Genomic DNA, 20,255 nt, shown 5'->3' with positions numbered 1-20,255 from the left:
GGACACGCCATGCGCCGCTACGGCAAGAACACCGACGAGGACGACATCCGCTCCCGCCCCAACCGCAAGGGCAACCGGCCGCGGACGAACATTCGGCCCAAGCACGAGGACGCGGCCGAGGGGCTGGTCCTGACCGTGGACCGGGGGCGGCTGACCTGCCTGGTGGAGGACCGGGTGGTGATGGCGATGAAGGCGCGGGAGCTGGGCCGCAAGGCGGCGGTGGTCGGGGACCGGGTGATGCTGGTCGGCGATCTGTCCGGCATGAAGGACACGCTCGCGCGGATCGTCCGGATCCAGGAGCGGACGTCGGTGCTGCGGCGCACGGCGGACGACGACGATCCGTACGAGCGCGTGGTGGTCGCCAACGCCGACCAGCTGGCGATCGTCACGGCCCTCGCCGACCCGGAGCCGCGGCCCCGGCTGATCGACCGCTGTCTGGTCGCGGCGTACGACGGGGGGCTCGAACCCCTGCTGGTGCTGACCAAGTCGGACCTGGCCACGCCGGACGAACTCCTGGAGCTGTACGGCCATCTGGACATCCCGTACGTGGTCACCAGCCGCGAGGAGCTGGAGAACGGGGACGCGGCGGACCGGGTGCGGGGGTTTCTGGACGGGCGGATCACCGCGTTCGTGGGGCACTCCGGCGTGGGCAAGACGACGCTGGTGAACGCGCTGGTGCCGCAGGAGCGGCGGCGTACGACAGGGCACGTCAACGCGGTGACGGGGCGCGGCCGGCACACCACCACCTCGGCGCTGGCGCTGCCGCTGGCGGGCGACGGCGGCTGGGTGATCGACACTCCGGGCGTACGGTCCTTCGGCCTGGCGCACATCGATCCGTCCCGGGTCATCCTCGCCTTCCCGGACCTGGAGCCGGGCACGGCGGACTGCCCGCGCGCGTGCAGCCATGACGAGCCGGACTGCGCGCTGGACGCGTGGGTGGCGGCGGGGCACGCGGATCCGGCGCGGCTGTACTCGCTGCGGCGGCTGCTGGCGACGCGGGAGCGCACGGAGGGCGACTGACCTTCGCGTTGTTTGCCCGGGCCGCGGTGCGGCAAGTGCATAATCGCACCGGGCCGGAGATCCGGATCAACGGGAGGACAGCGCATGGCGTGGCTGCTGGTCATCGTGGCCGGAGTGCTGGAGACCGGCTTCGCCGTGTGCCTCAAGCTCTCCCACGGCTTCACCCGGCTGTGGCCGACCATCGCCTTCGCCTCCTTCGCGCTCGGCAGCTTCGGCCTGCTGACCCTCTCGCTGCGCAAACTCGACGTCGGCCCCGCGTACGCCGTCTGGACCGGCATCGGCGCGACCGGCACGGCGATCTACGGCATGATCTTCCTGGGCGACCTGGTCTCCACCTTGAAGATCGTCTCGATCAGCTTCGTGATCGTGGGGATCATCGGCTTGCAGCTGTCGGGGTCGAGCCACTAGCTCGGCGAGCTGCTGTTCCGGCCGCGCCGGCTGATCTGCGGCGGGGTGCGGCACCCGTGCCGCGTGGACGGCTTCGCGCCGGGACGGCGGGCTGGTCGCCGCCCGACTCGGGGGCACGCGGGAGCCGTTCTTCGGGCGGCCGCTCTGGTCGCGGACCCGCCGCGCGGGGCGCGTCCTGTGGGCCTGCGACGCGGAACGCGTGGACACTCTGGCCGACTACATGGGCGGCACCGGGGCGACGCGGGCGATGTTCCCCCGGCTGCCGCGCTGGACGAAGTCCTCGGCACGGCACGCGGAGGTGCCGGCCGGTCTGCGCCGGCTGGGCGCGATGGGCGCTCTCTCGGCTCCGGCGGACCGGTCCGACGCGGCCCACGAACGGGACGACCGGCCGCGGCGCCACCGGGCCCGGTACTTCCGAAGTCCCCCGTACTGACGGCGGTTGGGGCCGGTCAGAGCGCCGTGCGGGGTGCGGCGGTCCGGATCAGGCCGGCGATCCCGCCCTCCCCCGGTGGCGCCGTGACGCAGGACAGGGCGAGGCGGACGACCAGTTCGCAGGAGCGGGCCAGTTCGACGGTGGCGGCGGGGGCCGTGCCGGGGCCGGACAGCGCGGTGACGGCGCGGTCGCGGACGATCCGTACGAGCTCGGGCGGCGAGGGGAGCGGCGCTTCCGGGCGGCGCTGCGCCGGTACCGGGGCGGGGCCCCGGGGCGGTGCGGGGAGCCGCTCGCTCCAGCAGCCGGTGAGCAACGCCCGCACCAGCGCGTCCTGCTGGGCCGCGGCCGCCGTCCACTCGGCGACGGCGGTGAGCCGCTCCCAGTCGCCGCCGCCCGCGAGGGCGCGCTCCACACCGGCGAGATAGCCGTCGGCCGCCCGCCGCACCAGCGCCCGCGCGAGGCCGTCCTTGCCGCCGAACTCGTTGTACAGGGTCTGCCGGGACACGCCCGCCGCCGCGGCCACCTCCACCATGCGCACCGCGGGCCACGGCCGGCGCGCCAGCGCCGCGCCGGCGGCGTCCAGCAAGGATTCCCGGGCAGCAGCCATCGTCGTCTCCCTGGAGTCAACGGCGTTCCGCCCAGATTTGACGGACTTTCGGATGATGTCAAGGGGTTGCTCGCCGGGAGCGGAAGGCCCTGTACCGCGTGCGGACGCACAACGGTCGCTCACGCCTTCACGGGCGCCGCGCACGGCCGGTTCGACACACGTACGCCCCCGGTGGCTCCCGTACCCGCCCAGCCGATAGCGTGACGTACATGCCCGACTACCTCGACGACCTCCGTCTCGCCCACGTCCTCGCGGACGGGGCCGACGCGGCCACCATGGACCGCTTCAAGGCCCTGGACCTGAAGGTGGAGACGAAGCCGGACATGACGCCGGTGAGCGAAGCGGACAAGGCGGCCGAGGAACTCATCCGCGGCCAGCTCAAGCGCGCCCGCCCCAGGGACGCGGTCCTCGGCGAGGAGTACGGAGTCGAGGGCACCGGCCCCCGGCGCTGGGTGATCGACCCGATCGACGGCACCAAGAACTATGTGCGCGGCGTCCCGGTGTGGGCCACGCTGATCTCGCTGATGGAGGCGGGCGAGGGGGGCTACCACCCGGTCGTGGGCCTGGTCTCCGCCCCGGCGCTCGGCCGCCGCTGGTGGGCCGCGAAGGGCCATGGCGCCTTCACCGGCCGCAATCTGACCTCCGCGGGCCGTATCCACGTCTCCGGCGTCAACACCCTCGCGGACGCCTCCTTCGCCTACTCGTCCCTGTCCGGCTGGGAGGAGCAGGACCGCCTCGACGGCTTCCTGGATCTCGGCCGCCAGGTGTGGCGCACCCGCGCGTACGGCGACTTCTGGCCCTACATGATGGTCGCCGAGGGCTCCGTGGACATCTGCGCGGAGCCGGAGCTGTCCCTGTGGGACATGGCCGCCCCCGCCATCGTCGTCACCGAGGCGGGCGGCACCTTCACCGGGCTCGACGGCCGCCCGGGACCGCACAGCGGCAACGCGGCGGCGTCCAACGGTCTGCTGCACGACGAGTTGCTGGGGTATCTCAACCGGCGCCAGTGAGACAGGCGGGACGCTTGCGCACGCCCCCCGGCGGACCACGCGCGCCCTCTTGTTGACCCGGCCTTGACCTGAGACTCTGAGGGTACCCCCACTTGTGAATTTGTGAATCCGGGGACAAGGTCCCTGGATCCCAGGAGGTGGCCCCATCCATGCTGGTCCGCGACGCCATGAGCACGGTGATCCTCACTCTCGGCCCCGCCCACACCCTCCGAGAAGCAGCCACTTTGATGTCCGCCCGGCGCATCGGTGCCGCCGTGGTCTTCGACCCGGACGCCGGCGGCATCGGCATCCTCACCGAGCGCGACATCCTCAACTCCGTCGGCCTCGGACAGAACCCCGACACCGAGCGCGCCCACGCCCACACCACCACCGACGTCGTCTTCGCGGCGCCCACCTGGACCCTGGAGGAGGCCGCACGCGCCATGGCGCACGGCGGCTTCCGGCATCTGATCGTCCTCGACCGGGGCGAGGTCGCCGGGATCGTCTCGGTCCGGGACATCATCCGCTGCTGGTCCCCGGCCCGCGAGCCTGCCCCGCTGGCCCGGGCGGGCTCCTGAGCAGGCCGCATCCGGGGCACGAGGAGCCCCGGACATGACGAACGGGCCGGACCCCGAGCACCTGGGATCCGGCCCGCCCGGCGGACGGGTGCCGCCGTCTCAGTCGCGAAGTGCCCGCACCGCCGACTCCAGGCGCTTGCCGAAGTCGGCGTCCGCGGCCGCGAAGTTGCCGATCGCGCGCTCCGCGATGTCCTCCCGCGAGACCTGGGAGATCGCCCCGGCGAGGTTGGCGATCAGCCGCTCCTTCTCCTGCTCCGACATCAGCCGGTACAGATTCCCGGCCTGCACGAAGTCGTCGTCCTCGGCGTGGAGCGGGGTCGGGTGGTCGCCGGTGCCGGCACCGAATCCGTCGTACGGCTGCCACAGCGCCCGGCCGGTCTCCGCGGGCCCGCCGAAGCTGTTGGGCTCGTAGTTCTTGGCGCCGCCGTGCCGGCCGTCGTAGAGGAAGCCGTCACGGGAATGCGTGCGGGCCTCGGTGGCGTGCGGGCGGTTGACCGGCAGATGGTCGGCGTTGATGCCGACGCGGTAGCGGTGCGCGTCGCCGTACGCGAAGAGCCGGCCCTGGAGCATCTTGTCCGGCGAGGGGCCGATGCCCGGCACGAAGTGCGAGGGGCTGAAGATCGACTGCTCGACCTCGGCGAAGACGTTCTGCGGGTTGCGGTTCAGCTCCAGCCTGCCGATCTCGATGACCGGGTAGTCCGCGTGCGGCCACACCTTGGTCAGGTCGAACGGGTTGAAACGGTACGACGCCGCGTCCGCCGCCGGCATGATCTGCACGCCCACGGTCCAACTCGGGAACTCGCCCCGCTCGATCGACTCACGCAGATCGCGCTGGTGGGAGTCGGGGTCCGTGCCCGCGAGCACCGCGGCCTCACCGGCGGTGAGGTTCTTGATGCCCTGGTCGGTCTTGAAGTGGTACTTGACCCAGAAGACCTCGCCCGCCTCGTTGTTCCACTGGAAGGTGTGCGAGCCGAAGCCGTCCATGTGCCGGTACGACGCCGGGATGCCGCGGTCGCCGAACAGCCAGGTCACCTGGTGCGTCGCCTCCGGCGACAGCCCCCAGAAGTCCCAGACGTTGTCGGCCTCCTGGCTGCCCGTGTAGGGGTCGCGCTTCTGGGTGTGGATGAAGTCGGGGAACTTGATCGCGTCCCGGATGAAGAAGACCGGGGTGTTGTTGCCGACGAGGTCGTAGTTGCCCTCCTCGGTGTAGAACTTCACCGCGAAACCGCGCGGGTCGCGCACCGCGTCCGCCGCGCCCAGGTTCCCCGCCACCGTCGAGAAGCGCTGGAAGACCTCGGTCTCCTTGCCCACCTCGGAGAGGAAGGCGGCCCTGGTGTACGGCGTGACGTCGGCGGTCACCGTGAAGGTGCCGTAGGCGCCGGCACCGCGGGCGTGCACGACCCGCTCCGGGATGCGCTCGCGGTTGAAGTGGGCCAGCTTCTCCAGCAGCAGCTGGTCCTGGACCAGCACCGGGCCGCCGACGCCCGCCGTCTCGCTGTTCTGGTTGTCGGCGACCGGGGCACCGGCCTCCGTGGTGAGCGGTCCCTGCGTCACGTGCGCCTCCTGCGTCTACGCCGGCCAATCCTGTCCCTTGGCCAAAGCCGTTCCCGATCCTACATTGGACTAAGTCCAAGTCAAACAGGATTCCAATCTCACACCTATTCCCGTCCTGGTCCCCCTTGCTGTTAGGCTGGTGGCCATGAGCGACCTTCTGGAACGGCTGCGTGGACGCGGATGGCGGATGACCGCGCAGCGACGCGTGGTGGCCGAGGTCCTCGACGGCGAGCATGTCCATATGACGGCCGACGAGGTGCACGCACGGGCCGTCGCCAAGCTGCCGGAGATCTCCCGGGCGACCGTCTACAACACGCTGGGCGAGCTGGTCACGCTCGGCGAGGTGCTGGAAGTCTCGACGGACAAGCGCGCCAAGCGGTACGACCCGAACGCGCACCGGCCGCACCACCACCTGGTCTGCGCCCGCTGTGGCGCGATCCGCGATGTGCACCCCACGGGCAACCCGCTGGCGGACCTCCCCGACACCGAGCGCTTCGGCTTCACGGTGTCGGATGTCGAGGTGACGTACCGGGGGCTGTGCCCGGAGTGCGCGGGCGCGTAACCGGCAGGCCGAGGGAGTCTCAGGGGGCGCGAGCCCCCTTTTCTCTTGCCCCGACGCTCTTCACTCTTGCTTCGGCACGCTTGCCCCGGAAACGACTGAGAGCCGGAACCCATTTCTGGATTCCGGCCCTCGGCCTTCAGTAGCGGGGACAGGATTTGAACCTGCGACCTCTGGGTTATGAGCCCAGCGAGCTACCGAGCTGCTCCACCCCGCGTCGGTGAACACGACATTACGCGGGGGAAGCCGACGAAGGCAAATCCATTCGGCCCCGAGTGACCAGGGCCACTCCAGGGCCACTCACGGCGGGGCCACTCACCGCGGGGCCACTCACCGCGGGGCCGGTCACGCGGACAGCTCCTCGCGCAGCGCGTCCCGCAGCCGGCCCGCCCGCTCGGTGACCTCGGCGGGCCCCAGCTCCGCCGCGCGCGTCGCCCAGCGCTGCCCCTCGTCCAGGTCGCCGCGGCGGGCGCAGACCAGGGCGAGGCGAAGGGCCGCCCGACCGTGGCCGTCGTTCGCCGCGCGCGTCCACCACACCACGGCCTCCGGCTCGCTGCCCTCGCGGGCGAGCAGCAGCCCGAGGTTGAACGCGCCGTTGCGCGATCCCGCCTCGGCCGCCGCCCGGTACCAGCGCGCCGCCTCGACCACGTCGCCGCGCGCGGAGGCGAGCATGCCGACCCGCACCTGGGCCCGGCGGTGGCCCTGCTGCGCCGCCCGCTCGTACCACTCCTCGCACTCGGCCTTCTCGTGCGCGCTCTCCCCCAGCTCGTGCGCGGGCCGGGGCGGCCGGCGGGCGTCCAGCAGGGCGGCCAGCCGGTATGCCGCCTCCGCGCTGCCGCCGCCCGCCGCGCAGCGCAGATGCCGCTCCGCCGCCCGCTCGTCGCGCTCACGCAGCCGCGCCATGCCGACCTGGAGCGCGGCCTCGGTGTGCCCGGCCGAGGCCGCCCGCTCGTACCAGCGCAGCGCCATCGTGTCCTCGCCGCGCCCCGCGTACAGGATGCCGAGGTTGAAGGCCGCGTCCACGCTGCCCGCCTCGGCCGCCTTGGAGAACCACGGCTCCGCGCCGGAGGTGTCGCCGACCTGGAGCAGCAGGATGGCCAGCGCGTTCGCGGCCTCCCGGTGCCCGGCGTACGCGGCGCGCCGGTACCACTGCTCGGCCTGCGCGGTGCGTCCCTGCTCGGCGCAGAGCAGCCCGAGGTTGTACGCGCCGTTGTCGTCCCCCGCGTCCAGCGCCGCCCGGTACCAGCGCTCGGCGGTCTGGGTCTCGCCCCGCTCGGCGTGCAGCGCGCCGAGCGCGTTGGCCGCATTGCCGTCGCCCTCCTGGGCGGCGCGCAGCCACCAGACGGCCGCGCTCTCGGAGTCCCCGGCGTCCCGCAGCAGGAAGCCGAGGGCGCAGGCGGCCCGCGACTCGCCGTCCTTAGCGGAGGTCAGGTACCAGCGCCCGGCCTCCTTCAGCTCCCCGCGCTGCTCCAGGATCGCCCCGAGGTGCAGCGCGGCCCGCCGGTGCCCGCGCGCGGCGGCCTGCCGGTACCACTGCTCGGCCTCCGCGACAGCGTTGTCACCCCCGCTCTCGCCCCGGTCCTCGGCCCCCCGGTCGAGCGAGCGCGCTATCCGGTAGGCCGCCTCCCGGTGCCCGCGCTCGGCGGCGAGCCGCATCCAGTGCCCGGCCGCCGCGTCCCCGCGGTGCTCCAGCAGATCGGCGAGCGCGTAGGCGCCGAGGACATGGCCCTGCTCGGCGGACTGGCGCAGCCAGTACTCGGCGGCGGGTTCGTCCCCGCGCTCGCGGTGGTAGCGGCCGAGTGCGTGCGCGGCGGCCGCGGAACCGGCGACGGCCGCGATCCGCCACCATCCGGCGGCCTCCTCGCCGTATCCCCGCTGGTGCAGCAGGACACCGAGGTTGTTGGCGGCGGCCCGGTCACCGGCCGCAGTGGCGGCCCGCAGATGGGTCTCGGCACCGTCGAGGTCGCCGCGGCGCAGCAGCATGGCGCCGAGGACGCTGGCGGCCTCCTCGTCACCGCTGCGCGCGGCGAGCGCGAGGCGTACCTCGTCGTCGGCGTCGGCCATGTCGCCCACCTCGTCGCGGGCCGGCCCCTCACCGAAAGTCTGTACAAATCGCCCTGACTCGAACAGAGTTGCCTTGTCCCCCATAACGTCCATCGTCGCACCACCCGCAACCTGGGTACACCCGGTATACCCCACCCCGTGAGGTCACTTCAGCGTTTTGTCGACATGCCCACAGGACGACAAGTCAAACACACGGCGCCGAACTCCTCACGGCGGCGCGCGGCGGTGGCTCCTTCCCCAACTTGTGTTCGCACACCGTGAGTTCACCGGGATCACCGGACTCACACACCACGAAGGCCCGGATCCTCTAAGGATCCGGGCCTTCGTATTTCAGTAGCGGGGACAGGATTTGAACCTGCGACCTCTGGGTTATGAGCCCAGCGAGCTACCGAGCTGCTCCACCCCGCGCCGTTGTGAGCCAACCGTATCACGGCGCGGGACGGTGCTGATCAGCCCTTCTGCTTCGGCTGCTTCGACTGGTCCGGCTTCTGCTGCTTCTGCGCGTCCTGGGCCCGCTCAAGGGCCGCCTTGAGATCCTTCTGCGCCTTCGCGTACGCGTCCCAGTCGGGGCCGCCGGACTGCTTCAGTGCCCGCTGCCCCGCGTCGAACGCCTTCTGGGCGTCGGCCAGGTCCTGCTGGACGCCCGGATCGCTCGCCGCGGGCGGGGCCTTGGTGCCGGTGTCCGGCGGGCCCGCCGCGGCGGAGCTGGTGCCGAAGAGCTTGTCCAGCGCCTCGCCGAGGGTGTTCTCGAACGCCGGCGGCCGGTCCCCGTAGGTGACCAGCACCTTGCGCTGCAATGGGTACTTCAGTCCCCCGCCGCGTACATAGACCGGCTCCACGTAGAGCAGTCCGCCGTCCAGCGGCACGGTCAGCAGATTGCCGTACTCGACCGCCGAGTCCCCGCCCTTGAGGTACTTGATCGCGGCGGCGACGTCCTGTTCGGAGTTGAACTGGCTCTGGACCTGTTTGGGTCCGTCGACCGTCGTACTGGTCGGCAGTTTCAGGATCCTGATCTTGCCGTAGTCGGCGCTGTCCGCCTCGGAGTCGACCGACATGAACGCGCTGAGATTGTCCCGGCCGGTCGGCGTGAACGTCGTCGACAGCGAGAACGCCTGCTTGCTCTGGTCGGGCATCTTCATGCTCAGGTAGTACGGCGGCACCGCGTCACCCGACTTGTTGGTCGGGTCGTCGGGCACCTGCCACACCTCGCTGCCGGTGAGGAAGGTCTGCGGATCCGTCACGTGGTAGCGGGTGAGCAGCTCGCGCTGGACCTTGAACAGGTCCTGGGGATACCGGAGATGGGACAGCAGGGTCGGGGAGATCGCGCTCTTCGGCAGCACCGTGCCGGGAAACGCCTTCATCCAGGTCTTCAGCACCGGGTCCTGGGTGTCCCACTGGTACAGCTTGACCTCGCCGGTGTAGGCGTCGACGGTCGCCTTCACCGAGTTGCGGATGTAGTTGACCTGGTTCTGCGGGGCCACCACGCTGCGGTTGTCGCTGCCGGCGGTCAGCGAGTCCGCCGTGGTGTCGCCGAGGGTCGTACGGGAGGAGTACGGGTAGCCGTTCGACGTCGTGTAGCCGTCGACGATCCACTGGATGTGGCCGTCGACGACGGCCGGGTAGGCGTCGCCGTCGATGGTCAGCCAGGGGGCGACCGCCTCGACGCGCTCCTTGGGCGTGCGGTTGTACAGGATCCGCGAGCCCTTGCCGATCGCGCCCGAGTACAGGATCTGCGGCTCGTTGAACGCCATCGCGTACGCGGCCCGGTTGAGCGGGTTGTCGAGGTTCACCCCGCTCTTGCCCGCATAGCTGGTGGTCACCTCGCCGTTGTCGTCGGTGGGGTGGTCGATCTCCTTCTGGGGACCGCCGACGATGGAGTAGGTGGTGGTCTTCTCGCCGTAGTAGACCCGCTGCTCGTAGGTGCCCAGATCGCCCTTGGAGGGCAGGTCGTACTCGGTGAAGACGGGCTGGCCGTCGTCGGCCTCGGTGCCCTTGGCGGCGACCACGCCGTAGCCGTGCGTGTAGCGGAAGTGGTCGTTGATCCAGTTGTGCTTCGGGATGCCCTTCAGATTCAGCTCGCGCAGGCCTATGACGGTGTCCTGGAGCTTGCCGTCCTTGGTGGGATAGCGGTCGACGTCCAGGTTGGCCGGGAAGCTGTAGTAGTCCTTCATCTCCTGCGCCTGCTCGAACGTGGGCGAGACGATGTTCGGGTCCATGATCCGGATGCTCGCCGCGTCGTTCGCGTCCGCGCGCAGCTTGGCGTCGTCCGAGGCGGTGGACTTGCCGTCGTACTGGGTGACCTTGGTGTCGTCGATGCCGTACGCCTCGCGGGTCGCCGTGAGGTTCTTCTGGACGTACGGGGCTTCCTTGGCCTGCTCATTGGGCTCGACCTGGAACTTCTGCACGATCGCCGGGTAGAGCCCGCCGATCAGGATCGCCGACAGGACCATCAGGCCGAAGCCGATGACGGGCAGCTGCCAGGTGCGCCGCCACAGGGTGGCGAAGAACAGCAGGGCGCAGATGACGGCGATGCAGAACAGGATCGTCTTGGCCGGCAGATAGGCGTTGGCGTCGACATAGCGCAGGCCGGTCCAGTTGCCGGTCGCCTTGAAGTCGCTGGACTTCACCGCCAGGCCGTACCGGTCGAGCCAGTAGGCGATCGCCTTGAGGGCGACGAACAGGCCCAGCAGCACCGAGAGATGACTGGTCGCGGCGGCGGTGGCGCGCGCGCCGGGGCTGGTCAGGCGCAGTCCGCCGTACAGGTAGTGCGTGAAGGCGGCGGCGATCAGGCACAGGATGACGGCGGCGAAGCCGAAGGCCAGCAGGAACCGGAACCAGGGCAGGTCGAAGGCGTAGAAGGAGATGTCGAGGTGGAACTGGGGGTCCTTCTGGTGGAAGGAGACGCCGTTCACCCACATCAGCCAGGTGCGCCACTGGCCGGCCGCCGAGGCGCCCGCGATCAGCCCGACCAGGGCGCAGACGCCGACCAGCAGCCAGGTCTTGTACGGCGCGAGACCCATCCGGTAGCGGTCCAGGCTCTGCTGCTCCATGGACATGGCGCTCAGCGGGGGCCGCAGCCGGTGGGCCAGCCAGATGTTGAGGCCGACCATGAACGCCGCCAGCAGACCGAAGACGAAGAACAGCCCGATCTTCGTCCACAGTGTGGTGCTGAACACGGACGAGTAGTGCACCGACCGGTACCACAGCCAGTTCGTCCAGAAGCCGGCGAACATGCTGAATGTCATACCGAGGACGGCGAGCACGCCCAGCGTCAGGAGCAGGACCCTGACCCGCCGGGATGGTCGGCCCGCCCCCGTCCGTGGCCCCGCTGGGCCCTGGCCGCGGTCCGGCATCTGGAAAGCCAAGGTGCGCCCCTCGAAATTCGCTCTCGATCCCTCGGGCCCCCGTGCTCCGCGGGCCCCGGTGGCCCCCCGTGATCGCGGGCCGACACATATGCAACTTACTCAGCCCCTGCTCGGTTCCCGATTCCGGTGGGGAACGAGGCAGGATTGTGACCATGTCCAACACTCCCATGGCAGCGAACCCGCTCACCCGGGCCGTACTCGAGATCGACGAGTACGCCTCCGGCCTCGGCTGGGACCAGCCCGCTCGCCTCTTCGCCCTCGTAGACACCGCTCGGCTGCGCAGCCAGGAACCCGCGCTCGCGGCCCAGCTGGGCCTTGAGGACGAGTCCGAGACCGTCGGTCTCACCCCGATCGAGCAGGACGAGATCGCGTCCGGCAAGCCGCTCGACGAGTTCCTCGCCACCATCGCCTGGCCCGACGCGGTGGCCGGCTGCGCGCTCACCGTGGAGCGGCTGATGCTGCCGCCGTCCGCCGAGGCGCAGGTCCCGAAGAACCTCAGCGAGGCCAAGCTGGCCAGGTGGGTGGCCGAGCACCCCGAGCGCCAGGAGGTCCGGATGACGGTGGCGGTGCTGCGCGACGGCACCCGTGAGTCGGCGCTGCGGCTGCGCGAGAAGGACTCCCCGACCGAGGTCCTGACCGGCCCCGAGCTGGTCCCGGGCCTCGCGGACGCCCTGTCGGCGACGTTCGCCGACTGATCTTCTGGCCTTCTGGTACGACAGCAGGGGCGCCCCTCGTCCGAGTGGGCGCCCCTGGTCATGTCATGTCACGTCAGGCGGAATCTCAGCCCTTGGCGGTGCACTTCGGCAGGGCCGCGGTGTTCCCGCCGCGGATGTCCTTGAGCGCGCCCAGCGCGTCCTTGATCGTCTTCACCTTGACCAGGGTGAGCCCGCTCGGCTTGTCCGCGGCGGCCTCGGCGCAGTTGTCGGCGGGCGTCAGGAAGTACTGGGCCCCCTTGTCGTGCGCGCCGACGGTCTTCATGTCGACGCCGCCGATCGGCCCGACCGTGCCGTTGTCGTCGATGGTGCCGGTGCCGGCCACGAACTTGCCGCCGGTCAGGCTGCCCGGGGTGAGCTTGTCGTAGATGCCGAGCGCGAACATCAGACCGGCGCTGGGGCCGCCGACATCGGCGAGCTTGATGTCGATGCTGAACGGAAACGTGTGATCGGTCCCGGCGGAGATCCCGACGATGGCCCGCTTGGGCCCGCTGTCGTCGGACGCGGCCGTGGTGATCGCGACGTCCTGCGTCGTGGTGGCCGTCTTGTGGGCCTTCTCGGCGGCGGCCTGGTCCTTGGCCGGGACGACGGTGAAGACGACCTTCTGGCCCGCCTTGTGCTTGGTGACGAACGTGGCGACGTCCGAGGGCTGCTTGACCGCGTGGCCGTCGACCGCCTTGATCACGTCACCGGCGTGCAGCCTGCCCTCGGCCGGGGAGTCCTTGACCACGGTGGAGACGATCACCCAGGACTTCACCGGGACGTCCAGCTGCTTCAGGGCGGCGACCTTGGCGCTCTCCTGGGACTGGCTGAACTCCTCGGCGTTCTGCTGCGAGGACTGCTCCTCCGTGGTGCCCTTCGGATAGAGCGTGTCGTGCGGCACGACCTTGCTGTCGCGCGACAGCCAGCCGTAGACGGCCTCCACCAGGTTCATCCGGAAGTCCACGCTGGTCACCCGCACGGTGGTCATGTTCAGATGGCCGTCCGTCGGATACGTCTTGCGCCCGGAGATCTGGAGCACCGGCTCGCCCTGGTGGTTCCCGAGCGTGTTCACGGTCGGGCCGGGGGACATCTCCGCGTACGGCACGGGGATGAGCACTCCGGCGCACAGGAGCGCGATCAGCATCAGGGTGGAGGCGAGCATCGTCGCGGTGCGGCGTGGCATGCCTCGACAGTACGTGACGCACCTGTCGGCGCACTGTCAGGTACCCCCGTCAGGCGCCGTCCGCGCCCGTGCCGGACCGCTCCATCGCCTCCCGGAACCGGGCGTAGCCGTCCAGCTCGGGCCCGTCGCTGCGCGCCCTGCGCGTCCGGTTGGCCCAACTGCCCCACAGCCCGCCGCCGACCGCACCCATAAGCGGAATCAGCAGCCAGACAAGCGCGCCCATGCCGACCTCCCTACGCCGTGAGCGTCCGCAACTGACTGATCAGCAGATTAACCATCCGCACTGACAACGCTCACGTGCGGGGGGCGGTTACGCAACCGGAGTCGCCGATGGGCCGGGAGTGACCGGTTCGGCGCAGTGGTGTGCCCTGTTTCGGCAGGTGCCGCCCGTTTTCGGCAGACACCCGGCTGCTTCGGCAGGCACCCGGCTGCTTCAGCAGGCCCCCACCCACTCCTCGGTGCCGTCCGAAAAAGTCTGGTGCTTCCAGATCGGCACCTCGTGCTTGAGGTCGTCGATCAGCTTCCGGCACGCCTCGAAGGCCTCCGCACGGTGCGGACACGCCACGGCGACGACCACCGCGATGTCCCCCACGCCCAGCTCGCCGACCCGGTGCACGGCGGCCAGGGCCCGCACCGGGTGGTCCGCGACGACCTTCTCGGCGGCCCGCCGCATCTCGGCCTCCGCACTGGGATGGCAGGAGTAGCCGAGCGCGTCCACGTCGGCGCCCCCGTCGTGGTTGCGCACCGTCCCCACGAACAGGGCGATGCCGCCGGCCGCCGCGTCCCCGACCGCCCGGAACACCTCGTCCACCGAGAGCGCGCTCTCCCTGACGCCGATCAGCTTGACGGGATCCTGCGCGGCCCGCTCCCCGGGGTGCTCGCTCATCTCAGCCATGCCCCCATCGTGCCGCACACCGGATACGCCGAGGAATACGAGGTTCACCCGGCACGGGCGCGGGCGCCTTGGATGCTCGTACGGACGCGGCGCGCCATGCCGCTCGTACCCTGCCGTGCCGCTCCTGGGGACGCGGCTTACCGGCGGCGTGCCTTGCGGGCCCGGCGTACCACCGCCGCCGCGCCCAGCAGGGCCACCGTCGCACCGGCCGCGCCCGCCGCCGTGGCGTCCTTGCGGCCGAGTCGCCGGCCGGCCACCGTATGCCGCCCGGCGGCCTCCTCCAGCAGCTCCGCGAGGACCTCCTCGTTGGTCCACTTCGGGCGCCATCCCGCGTCGTGCAGCCGGCTTCCGCTGACCACCCACGGGTACATCGTGTAGGCCAGGTCGCCTGCCGGGGACGGGGTGAGCCCGATCCGGTGCAGCCGTGCCGCCGCGCCCAGCGCGACCGCCGAGGGCAGCTCCATGCGCCGGATCCCGCTGAGCTCCTCGACCTCCTCCTGCTCCAGCCACCCGTCGCAGCCGACGGCCAGCTCCCCCTCGACCTTCTCCAGGACGGCGTACTCCAGGGCCCCGCACAGATCCTCGACGTGGCAGAACTGCCACGCGGGCCGCGAACCGGCCACCACAAGGAGCCGCGGCGACTCGAAGTACCTGGTCAGCGCGGTGTCCGTGCCGCCGACCAGCACGGCGGGCCGTACGACGGTGACATTCAGACCGGGGTGCGCGCGGGGCGCGCGGCGCGCGAGGCGCTCGATCTCCAGCAGATCCCCGACGCCGGTCGCCTCGGCCGTCGCCCGCAGCTCGGCGTCCTCCGACAGCGGCAGCTCGTTGTCCGGCAGCGCGCCGTAGACCATCGCCGAGGTGCACAGCACCACCCGGTGCACGCCGGCCGCCGCCGCGGCGGTCAGCACGGTCTGCGTCCCCCGGACGTTGTAAGCGGTGCGCGCGGCCGCCTCGCTGCCGAGATCCAGGTCGAGCGCGAGGTGGACGACCACGTCGGCACCGCGCAATTTGTCCGCGATGGCCGGATCGCGGACGTCCAGGATGTGCCACTGCGCCTCTTCGCACTCCCCGCGCCGCTCGTCGATCGCGACGACCCGCCGGATCTCCTCCGACGCGGCCAGCCGCGCCGTGAGCAGGGCTCCGACGCCGGTCGCCGCGCCGGTGACCGCCACGACGGGCCCGCGCACGGCGGGTTTGCGCCCGGCGGACGTCTCTGAGTGGTTTCGCGCTGCGCGAACCTGCGGATCTGGGGAACTCACCCGGCATCTCCAGCGGTTGTCTTCTGTACGGGCGTGCAAGACGCGCACGTACGAGGTGCATCCATCCTGCCGCAGGCCTTCCGCGGGCGGAGCATCGAGGCCCGATCGGGTCCGGGTGTCTACGCTGGGTGGTGTTGTCGGGCAGCCGCGCCGCCGGAGAAGACCGGTGGCCTTACCAGCCGAGGAATCCCGTGAGTGACACCCCATTCGGTTTCGGCCTTCCGCCGGAGGAGCCGGAGGACGGCGACGAGGGCAAGAAGAAGGACCAGCAGAGCGGTGGTGGTCAGGGACCGGCCAACCCCTTCGGTTTCGGCGGTATGCCCGGAGCCGGTGGCTTTGGCGGCCCCGGCGCCGACAATCCGCTCGCTGCCATGTTCGGTTCGCTGAACCCCACCGATCTCGGTGCCGCGTTCCAGCAGCTGGGCCAGATGCTCTCCTACGAGGGCGGCCCGGTGAACTGGGACATGGCCAAGCAGATCGCGCGCCAGACGGTCGCGCAGGGCACCGCGGACGGCTCCAAGGACGCGAGCGTCGGCCCGTCCGAGCGCAAGGCCGTGGAGGAGGCCGTACGCCTGGCCGATCTGTGGCTGGACGACGCCACCTCCCTGCCGTCGGGCTCCGCCTCCGCGGTGGCCTGGTCGCGCGCGGAGTGGGTCGAGGCGACCCTGCCCGCCTGGCGGGAGCTGGTCGACCCGGTCGCCGAGCGGGTCGGCGCGGCCATGGGCGATGTGCTGCCGGAAGAGATGCAGGCCATGGCGGGCCCGCTGATCGGCATGATGCGCTCGATGGGCGGCGCCATGTTCGGCACGCAGATCGGGCAGGCCGTCGGCGTGCTCGCGGGCGAGGTCGTCGGCTCCACGGACATCGGCCTGCCGCTCGGCCCGGCCCGCAAGGCCGCGCTGCTGCCGGCCAACGTGGAGGCGTTCGGCAAGGACCTGGGCGTGCCGCTGGACGAGGTGCGGCTCTACCTGGCCCTGCGCGAGGCCGCCCACCAGCGCCTGTTCGCGCATGTGCCGTGGCTGCGCTCGCATCTGTTCGGCGCGGTCGACGGCTATGCGCGCGGCATCAAGGTCGACACCGCGAAGCTGGAGGACGTGGTCGGCCAGTTCGACCCGCAAAACCCCGAGCAGCTTCAGGACGCGCTTCAGCAGGGCATGTTCCAGCCCGAGGACACACCCGAGCAGAAGGCCGCCCTGGCACGCCTGGAGACCGCTCTGGCGCTCGTGGAGGGCTGGGTCGACGCGGTGGTCCACGCGGCCGCCAAGCCCCGTCTGTCGTCCGCCGACGCCCTGCGCGAGACCCTGCGCCGCCGCCGTGCCACCGGTGGCCCGGCCGAGCAGACGTTCGCCACGCTGATCGGTCTGGAGCTGCGCCCCCGCCGGCTGCGCGACGCCTCCCGCCTGTGGGCCTCGCTCACCGACGCGCGCGGGGTCGACGGCCGGGACGCCCTGTGGCACCACCCGGACATGCTGCCGACGGCGACCGACCTGGACGACCCGGACGGCTTCGTGCACCGCGAGCAGATGGACTTCTCCGAGCTGGACAAGATGCTCGGCGAGGCCGCCGACAAGCCGAACCTGAAGAAGGACGCCGAGAAGGACGACAAGGCCGAGGGCGACGACACCGAGTGAGCCTGTACGACGACGCGGTCCTCGTCCTGAAGGGGTACGAGGGCCAGGACGAGCTGCGCCAGTCCTACCTGGACCACCTGGCGGCCCACCCCGACGGCATGTGGAAGGCCTGTCACGCGGGCCATGTCACGGCGAGCGCCCTGGTGATCGACCCCGAGCGCGGCCGGGTGCTGCTCACGCTCCACCGCAAGCTGCGGATGTGGCTCCAGATGGGCGGCCACTGCGAGCCGGGCGACGCCACCGTGGCCGCGGCCGCGCTGCGCGAGGCGACCGAGGAGTCCGGCATGGCCGGGCTCACGCTGCTGCCCGGCGGCCCGGTGCGCCTGGACCGGCATCCGATCCCCTCGCCGTGCCACTGGCACTACGACGTCCAGTACGCGGCGCTGGCCCCCTCCGGCGCCGTGGCGGCGATCAGCGACGAGTCCCTGGACCTGCGCTGGTTCCCCTACGACGAGGTGGCGAGCGTGGCCGACGAGTCGGTCGTACGGCTCCTGGACGCGACCCGCGCGAGGCTGTGAAGCGGTGAGGGGCGGCGGCCCCGGGAAGCGGTAAGGGGCGATCGCCAGGCGGTCGCCCCTTACTTCTGCCCTACGGCTGCACTTCTGCCCTACGGCCGCGTTCTCCCGGCGGTCAGCTCCAGACGTTGCCCTGGTTGCCGCCGCGCGCCCCGTGCTGGCCCATGCCGAACTGGGCGGCGACGCCGTGGCCGATCACCGCGTTCTGCGGCGGCAGCAGCTCGCTGGGCTGGACCAGCGCGAAGCCGGAGCCCATGAAGCTCAGCTCCCAGCCCTCACCGGTGCTGCCGCGCCTGCGCCACACCCCCGAGGAATGCGTCTGGGCCTGCATCTGCACGCGCAGCCCGGTCGACCAGGCCACGATCGCGTCGGCGTCGCAGTTGACGTACCGGTCCGGGGTGACCTGCATCAGCAGCGGCGATCCGGAGGTCATCAGGGCGACCCGGCCGCGCCCGGTGATGTTCAGCTGGTACTTCCCGGAGCCGGAGATGCCGTAGAGGCTGTCGACGGCGATGACCTCGTGGTGCAGCGAGGAGTCCATGGCGAGCACGTAGGAGCTGTCGACGGTCAGCCCGTCCTGCTCCACGTCCATGATGTGCACATGCTGGGAGAGGTTGGCCAGATAGACCGTGCCCTGCCCGTGGCAGCGCATCAGGTCCAGGCCCTCGCCGGTGTGGGCACGCGCGCGCCGCTGGTTGTTGCTGTGGTACTCGGCGTCGAACTCGACCAGGCCCTGGTAGGCGACCATGCTGCCCTTGCGGGCGAGGATGTCGTCGTGGCCCTCCATGACGACGCGCAGCAGCTGCGAGTTCTGGAGGCTCCAGCGTTCCTGCGTCTGGTTGTCGTTGTACGCGAAAATCGGGCTCTGCATGGCGTGTTGACTCCCCCTCAGCCCCGGACCCGCAGGCGGTCGGTGCTGTCCTCGCTGGGCTGGACGACGACGATGCCCTCTCCGGAGAAGGCCATCTGGTAGGCCTCGCCGCTGCCCCGGCCGATCAGCGACTGCGCCTTGAAGCTGCGCTTGCCCTTGACCTTCAGGTTCGGTGACCAGGCGACGAGCGCGTCCGGGTCGACGTACGTCTCGTCCTCGCCGCCGCCGCAGTCCACCACGATCGGCGTGCCCCGGGAGGTCAGCGCGACCCAGCCCTGCCCGGAGATCCGTGTGTTCCACAGGCCCTGCCCGGCGAACTTCGCGAGCCCCTTCACCCGCTCCACGCCCCAGCTCAGGTGCGCGTCGAAGGCGAGGAGGTTGGTGGCGTTGACGGAGATGCCGTCGCCGTTGAGGTTGATCACGACGACGTTCGCGCCGTAGTCGGCGAGATAGAGCAGCCCGTCCCCGGAGCACTTCATCAGCGGGGCGCCCTCGCCGGTGATCCAGTCCCGGGCGATCTGGCGGACCGCCGGCGGATTGGGCTCGTACTGCACGAAGCCCTCGTAGGCGACCATCGAGCCCACGCGCGCGAAGAGGTCGTTGCCGGTCTGCATGGCGACCTTGAGCATGTGGTGCCCGTGGTTCTCCATGCGGGCGGTGACAGGTGCGGGAGCGAAGCCCGCGAGCGGCTGGTTCATGACGGGCTCCCTCAGACCTCGTACGGCTGGACGACGATGAAGTTGCCGGGCGCGCCCCGGAACTGGAGGTTGACGCTCTCTCCGGTGTCGCCCGGGTAGGCGTTGCGGCGCATGCGGACCTGGCTGGAGACGATCACCTGGGCCGCCGCCGACCAGGCCACCACCGCGTTGCAGTCGGCGAAGGTGGTCGGGGTGACCGGCAGCACCACGGGCGTGCCGTGCGTCTTGACGACGATGGTGCCGGTGCCCTGGAACTGCATCGTGAACAGCGCGCCGCCGGGGATGCCGTGGCCCTCGATACGGCGGACCTCGTACTGGAGGGTCTCGTCGAAGGCGAGCACGTTCTCGGCGGAGACACAGATCGCGTCGCCCTGGAGCTCGATCGGGTGCAGGTAGGTGGCGTTCTCGGCGAGGAACACCTGGCCCTGGCCGGTGCAGCGCATCAGCTGCATCTCCTGGCCGGTGGCGTTGCCGACGACACGGCCGGCGAAACCGGCGCCCTTGTAGCTGAAATCGACCTTGCCCTGGTAGAGCACCATGCTGCCCTGCTTGGCCAGCACCGGCTGCCCGCCGATGCCGAGGTCGACGCGCATGAGCTTCTTGTTCTGCTGCGTCCAGCGCTGCCCCGTGGGCGTCTCCTTGAACTTCTGGAGCGCGGCGCCCACACCGGCACCGCCCTGCGGGGCGCCCTGGGGCACGCCGTAGGCGGCGGACTGCTGGCCGGGGATCTGGCCGTAGCCCGGCGGCATGGGCGCGCCGGGCTGGGCGCCGTAGCCGGGAGGCATCGGGGCGGACGGCTGCCCGCCGTACGGGGGCTGCGGGGGCTGACCTCCGTATGACGGCTGCGGAGGCTGGCCGCCGTACGAGGGCTGCTGCGGGGGCTGGCCGTAGGGCGCGGGGGCCAGCCTCCGCAGCCGTCATACGGAGG

General features: G+C 71.2%; 19 protein-coding genes, 2 tRNA genes and 1 pseudogene. 9 read left to right on the top strand and 13 right to left on the bottom strand.

Annotated elements, in window-relative coordinates:
* Nucleotides 1-9: 9 nt before the first annotated feature.
* The 3 genes from rsgA (at nucleotide 10) to CCN72_RS07650 (ending at nucleotide 1,861) form a co-directional block, all read left to right on the top strand.
* The gene (rsgA, locus tag CCN72_RS07660) at nucleotides 10-1,020 is read left to right on the top strand and encodes a ribosome small subunit-dependent GTPase A (RefSeq protein ID WP_086806851.1); all 1,011 of its coding nucleotides are present in this window, start codon (nucleotides 10-12) and stop codon (nucleotides 1,018-1,020) included.
* A gap of 84 nt (nucleotides 1,021-1,104) precedes the next feature.
* A complete protein-coding gene (locus CCN72_RS07655) occupies nucleotides 1,105-1,428 on the top strand; it encodes a DMT family transporter (protein ID WP_037660172.1) in 324 nt (107 codons plus the stop codon).
* A gap of 199 nt (nucleotides 1,429-1,627) precedes the next feature.
* Nucleotides 1,628-1,861: a hypothetical protein gene (locus tag CCN72_RS07650; RefSeq protein ID WP_244174149.1), complete on the top strand. Its 234-nt coding sequence runs from the start codon at nucleotides 1,628-1,630 to the stop codon at nucleotides 1,859-1,861.
* A gap of 16 nt (nucleotides 1,862-1,877) precedes the next feature.
* Here the strand turns inward: CCN72_RS07650 and CCN72_RS07645 are convergent, their stop codons facing one another.
* Nucleotides 1,878-2,468, bottom strand: coding sequence for a TetR/AcrR family transcriptional regulator (locus tag CCN72_RS07645; RefSeq protein ID WP_086806849.1), 591 nt, complete (start codon nucleotides 2,466-2,468; stop codon nucleotides 1,878-1,880).
* 209 nt (nucleotides 2,469-2,677) lie between these two features.
* Here CCN72_RS07645 and hisN point away from each other — a divergent pair, with 209 nt between their 5' ends.
* Nucleotides 2,678-3,478 carry a histidinol-phosphatase gene (hisN, locus tag CCN72_RS07640; protein WP_086806848.1) on the top strand — a complete coding sequence of 267 codons (801 nt, stop codon included), beginning with the start codon at nucleotides 2,678-2,680 and terminating at the stop codon, nucleotides 3,476-3,478.
* Between the two features lie 149 nt (nucleotides 3,479-3,627).
* Nucleotides 3,628-4,035 carry a CBS domain-containing protein gene (locus CCN72_RS07635; RefSeq protein WP_085566462.1) on the top strand — a complete coding sequence of 136 codons (408 nt, stop codon included), beginning with the start codon at nucleotides 3,628-3,630 and terminating at the stop codon, nucleotides 4,033-4,035.
* Between the two features lie 99 nt (nucleotides 4,036-4,134).
* Here the strand turns inward: CCN72_RS07635 and CCN72_RS07630 are convergent, their stop codons facing one another.
* The gene (locus tag CCN72_RS07630) at nucleotides 4,135-5,589 is read right to left on the bottom strand and encodes a catalase (protein ID WP_086806847.1); all 1,455 of its coding nucleotides are present in this window, start codon (nucleotides 5,587-5,589) and stop codon (nucleotides 4,135-4,137) included.
* Nucleotides 5,590-5,734: 145 nt separating this feature from the next.
* Here CCN72_RS07630 and CCN72_RS07625 point away from each other — a divergent pair, with 145 nt between their 5' ends.
* Nucleotides 5,735-6,151, top strand: coding sequence for a Fur family transcriptional regulator (locus CCN72_RS07625; protein WP_085566460.1), 417 nt, complete (start codon nucleotides 5,735-5,737; stop codon nucleotides 6,149-6,151).
* Nucleotides 6,152-6,291: 140 nt separating this feature from the next.
* Here CCN72_RS07625 and CCN72_RS07620 read toward each other — a convergent pair.
* The 4 genes from CCN72_RS07620 to CCN72_RS07605 all read right to left on the bottom strand — a co-directional run bounded on the left by CCN72_RS07620 (nucleotide 6,292) and on the right by CCN72_RS07605 (nucleotide 11,565).
* A tRNA-Met gene (locus CCN72_RS07620) sits at nucleotides 6,292-6,365 on the bottom strand.
* 128 nt (nucleotides 6,366-6,493) lie between these two features.
* Entirely contained in the window at nucleotides 6,494-8,305 is a 1,812-nt protein-coding gene (locus CCN72_RS07615) for a tetratricopeptide repeat protein (RefSeq protein ID WP_086806846.1), read from the bottom strand.
* A 241-nt stretch (nucleotides 8,306-8,546) separates the two neighbouring features.
* Nucleotides 8,547-8,620 (bottom strand) — tRNA-Met (locus CCN72_RS07610).
* A 41-nt stretch (nucleotides 8,621-8,661) separates the two neighbouring features.
* On the bottom strand, nucleotides 8,662-11,565 hold the full coding sequence (locus CCN72_RS07605) for a UPF0182 family membrane protein (protein WP_086806845.1): 2,904 nt from the start codon (nucleotides 11,563-11,565) through the stop codon (nucleotides 8,662-8,664).
* Between the two features lie 164 nt (nucleotides 11,566-11,729).
* On the opposite strand from CCN72_RS07605, the gene CCN72_RS07600 reads away from it, so the two are divergent.
* A complete protein-coding gene (locus CCN72_RS07600; RefSeq protein WP_086806844.1) occupies nucleotides 11,730-12,272 on the top strand; it encodes a PPA1309 family protein in 543 nt (180 codons plus the stop codon).
* Nucleotides 12,273-12,357: 85 nt separating this feature from the next.
* Here CCN72_RS07600 and CCN72_RS07595 read toward each other — a convergent pair whose 3' ends face one another.
* The 4 genes from CCN72_RS07595 to CCN72_RS07585 all read right to left on the bottom strand — a co-directional run bounded on the left by CCN72_RS07595 (nucleotide 12,358) and on the right by CCN72_RS07585 (nucleotide 15,612).
* A complete protein-coding gene (locus CCN72_RS07595) occupies nucleotides 12,358-13,455 on the bottom strand; it encodes a YlbL family protein (RefSeq protein WP_086806843.1) in 1,098 nt (365 codons plus the stop codon).
* 49 nt (nucleotides 13,456-13,504) lie between these two features.
* Complete coding sequence (locus tag CCN72_RS39550) at nucleotides 13,505-13,678, bottom strand: hypothetical protein (protein ID WP_167408655.1); 174 nt, start codon at nucleotides 13,676-13,678, stop codon at nucleotides 13,505-13,507.
* A 210-nt stretch (nucleotides 13,679-13,888) separates the two neighbouring features.
* On the bottom strand, nucleotides 13,889-14,350 hold the full coding sequence (locus CCN72_RS07590) for a molybdenum cofactor biosynthesis protein MoaE (RefSeq protein ID WP_086806842.1): 462 nt from the start codon (nucleotides 14,348-14,350) through the stop codon (nucleotides 13,889-13,891).
* Nucleotides 14,351-14,487: 137 nt separating this feature from the next.
* Complete coding sequence (locus CCN72_RS07585; RefSeq protein WP_085566455.1) at nucleotides 14,488-15,612, bottom strand: SDR family oxidoreductase; 1,125 nt, start codon at nucleotides 15,610-15,612, stop codon at nucleotides 14,488-14,490.
* Between the two features lie 191 nt (nucleotides 15,613-15,803).
* On the opposite strand from CCN72_RS07585, the gene CCN72_RS07580 reads away from it, so the two are divergent.
* Nucleotides 15,804-17,243: a zinc-dependent metalloprotease gene (locus CCN72_RS07580; RefSeq protein WP_086806841.1), complete on the top strand. Its 1,440-nt coding sequence runs from the start codon at nucleotides 15,804-15,806 to the stop codon at nucleotides 17,241-17,243.
* Nucleotides 17,240-17,761 carry an NUDIX hydrolase gene (locus tag CCN72_RS07575; RefSeq protein ID WP_085566453.1) on the top strand — a complete coding sequence of 174 codons (522 nt, stop codon included), beginning with the start codon at nucleotides 17,240-17,242 and terminating at the stop codon, nucleotides 17,759-17,761. The genes CCN72_RS07580 and CCN72_RS07575 overlap by 4 nt, the downstream gene beginning before the upstream one ends.
* A gap of 112 nt (nucleotides 17,762-17,873) precedes the next feature.
* On the opposite strand, the gene CCN72_RS07570 is transcribed toward CCN72_RS07575, so the two are convergent.
* From CCN72_RS07570 to CCN72_RS07560, 3 genes and pseudogenes are all read right to left on the bottom strand, one after another.
* The gene (locus tag CCN72_RS07570; protein WP_085566452.1) at nucleotides 17,874-18,629 is read right to left on the bottom strand and encodes an AIM24 family protein; all 756 of its coding nucleotides are present in this window, start codon (nucleotides 18,627-18,629) and stop codon (nucleotides 17,874-17,876) included.
* 17 nt (nucleotides 18,630-18,646) lie between these two features.
* Nucleotides 18,647-19,327, bottom strand: a complete 681-nt coding sequence (locus CCN72_RS07565) for an AIM24 family protein (RefSeq protein ID WP_037660109.1) — start codon at nucleotides 19,325-19,327, stop codon at nucleotides 18,647-18,649.
* An 11-nt stretch (nucleotides 19,328-19,338) separates the two neighbouring features.
* Nucleotides 19,339-20,229: pseudogene (locus CCN72_RS07560) on the bottom strand (AIM24 family protein); the annotation flags it as partial.
* Between the last annotated feature and the right edge of the window lie 26 nt (nucleotides 20,230-20,255).

Origin of the sequence: Streptomyces murinus, from assembly GCF_002154555.1 — a bacterium.
In the GTDB taxonomy this organism is placed as follows: Bacteria; Actinomycetota; Actinomycetes; order Streptomycetales; family Streptomycetaceae; genus Streptomyces; species Streptomyces murinus.
The sequence above is the reverse complement of the archived record's forward strand: the minus strand, read 5'-3'. Positions and strand labels throughout refer to the sequence as shown.

Excerpts from the sequence above, each read along its gene's own strand:
- rsgA (WP_086806851.1), top strand. The coding sequence starts at position 10 with ATGCGCCGCTACGGCAAGAACACCGACGAGGACGACATCCGCTCCCGC.
- CCN72_RS07655 (WP_037660172.1), top strand. The coding sequence starts at position 1,105 with ATGGCGTGGCTGCTGGTCATCGTGGCCGGAGTGCTGGAGACCGGCTTC.
- CCN72_RS07645 (WP_086806849.1), bottom strand. The coding sequence starts at position 2,468 with ATGGCTGCTGCCCGGGAATCCTTGCTGGACGCCGCCGGCGCGGCGCTG.
- hisN (WP_086806848.1), top strand. The coding sequence starts at position 2,678 with ATGCCCGACTACCTCGACGACCTCCGTCTCGCCCACGTCCTCGCGGAC.
- CCN72_RS07635 (WP_085566462.1), top strand. The coding sequence starts at position 3,628 with ATGCTGGTCCGCGACGCCATGAGCACGGTGATCCTCACTCTCGGCCCC.
- CCN72_RS07625 (WP_085566460.1), top strand. The coding sequence starts at position 5,735 with ATGAGCGACCTTCTGGAACGGCTGCGTGGACGCGGATGGCGGATGACC.
- CCN72_RS07615 (WP_086806846.1), bottom strand. The coding sequence starts at position 8,305 with ATGGACGTTATGGGGGACAAGGCAACTCTGTTCGAGTCAGGGCGATTT.
- CCN72_RS07605 (WP_086806845.1), bottom strand. The coding sequence starts at position 11,565 with ATGCCGGACCGCGGCCAGGGCCCAGCGGGGCCACGGACGGGGGCGGGC.
- CCN72_RS07600 (WP_086806844.1), top strand. The coding sequence starts at position 11,730 with ATGTCCAACACTCCCATGGCAGCGAACCCGCTCACCCGGGCCGTACTC.
- CCN72_RS07595 (WP_086806843.1), bottom strand. The coding sequence starts at position 13,455 with ATGCCACGCCGCACCGCGACGATGCTCGCCTCCACCCTGATGCTGATC.
- CCN72_RS39550 (WP_167408655.1), bottom strand. The coding sequence starts at position 13,678 with ATGGGCGCGCTTGTCTGGCTGCTGATTCCGCTTATGGGTGCGGTCGGC.
- CCN72_RS07590 (WP_086806842.1), bottom strand. The coding sequence starts at position 14,350 with ATGGCTGAGATGAGCGAGCACCCCGGGGAGCGGGCCGCGCAGGATCCC.
- CCN72_RS07570 (WP_085566452.1), bottom strand. The coding sequence starts at position 18,629 with ATGCAGAGCCCGATTTTCGCGTACAACGACAACCAGACGCAGGAACGC.
- CCN72_RS07565 (WP_037660109.1), bottom strand. The coding sequence starts at position 19,327 with ATGAACCAGCCGCTCGCGGGCTTCGCTCCCGCACCTGTCACCGCCCGC.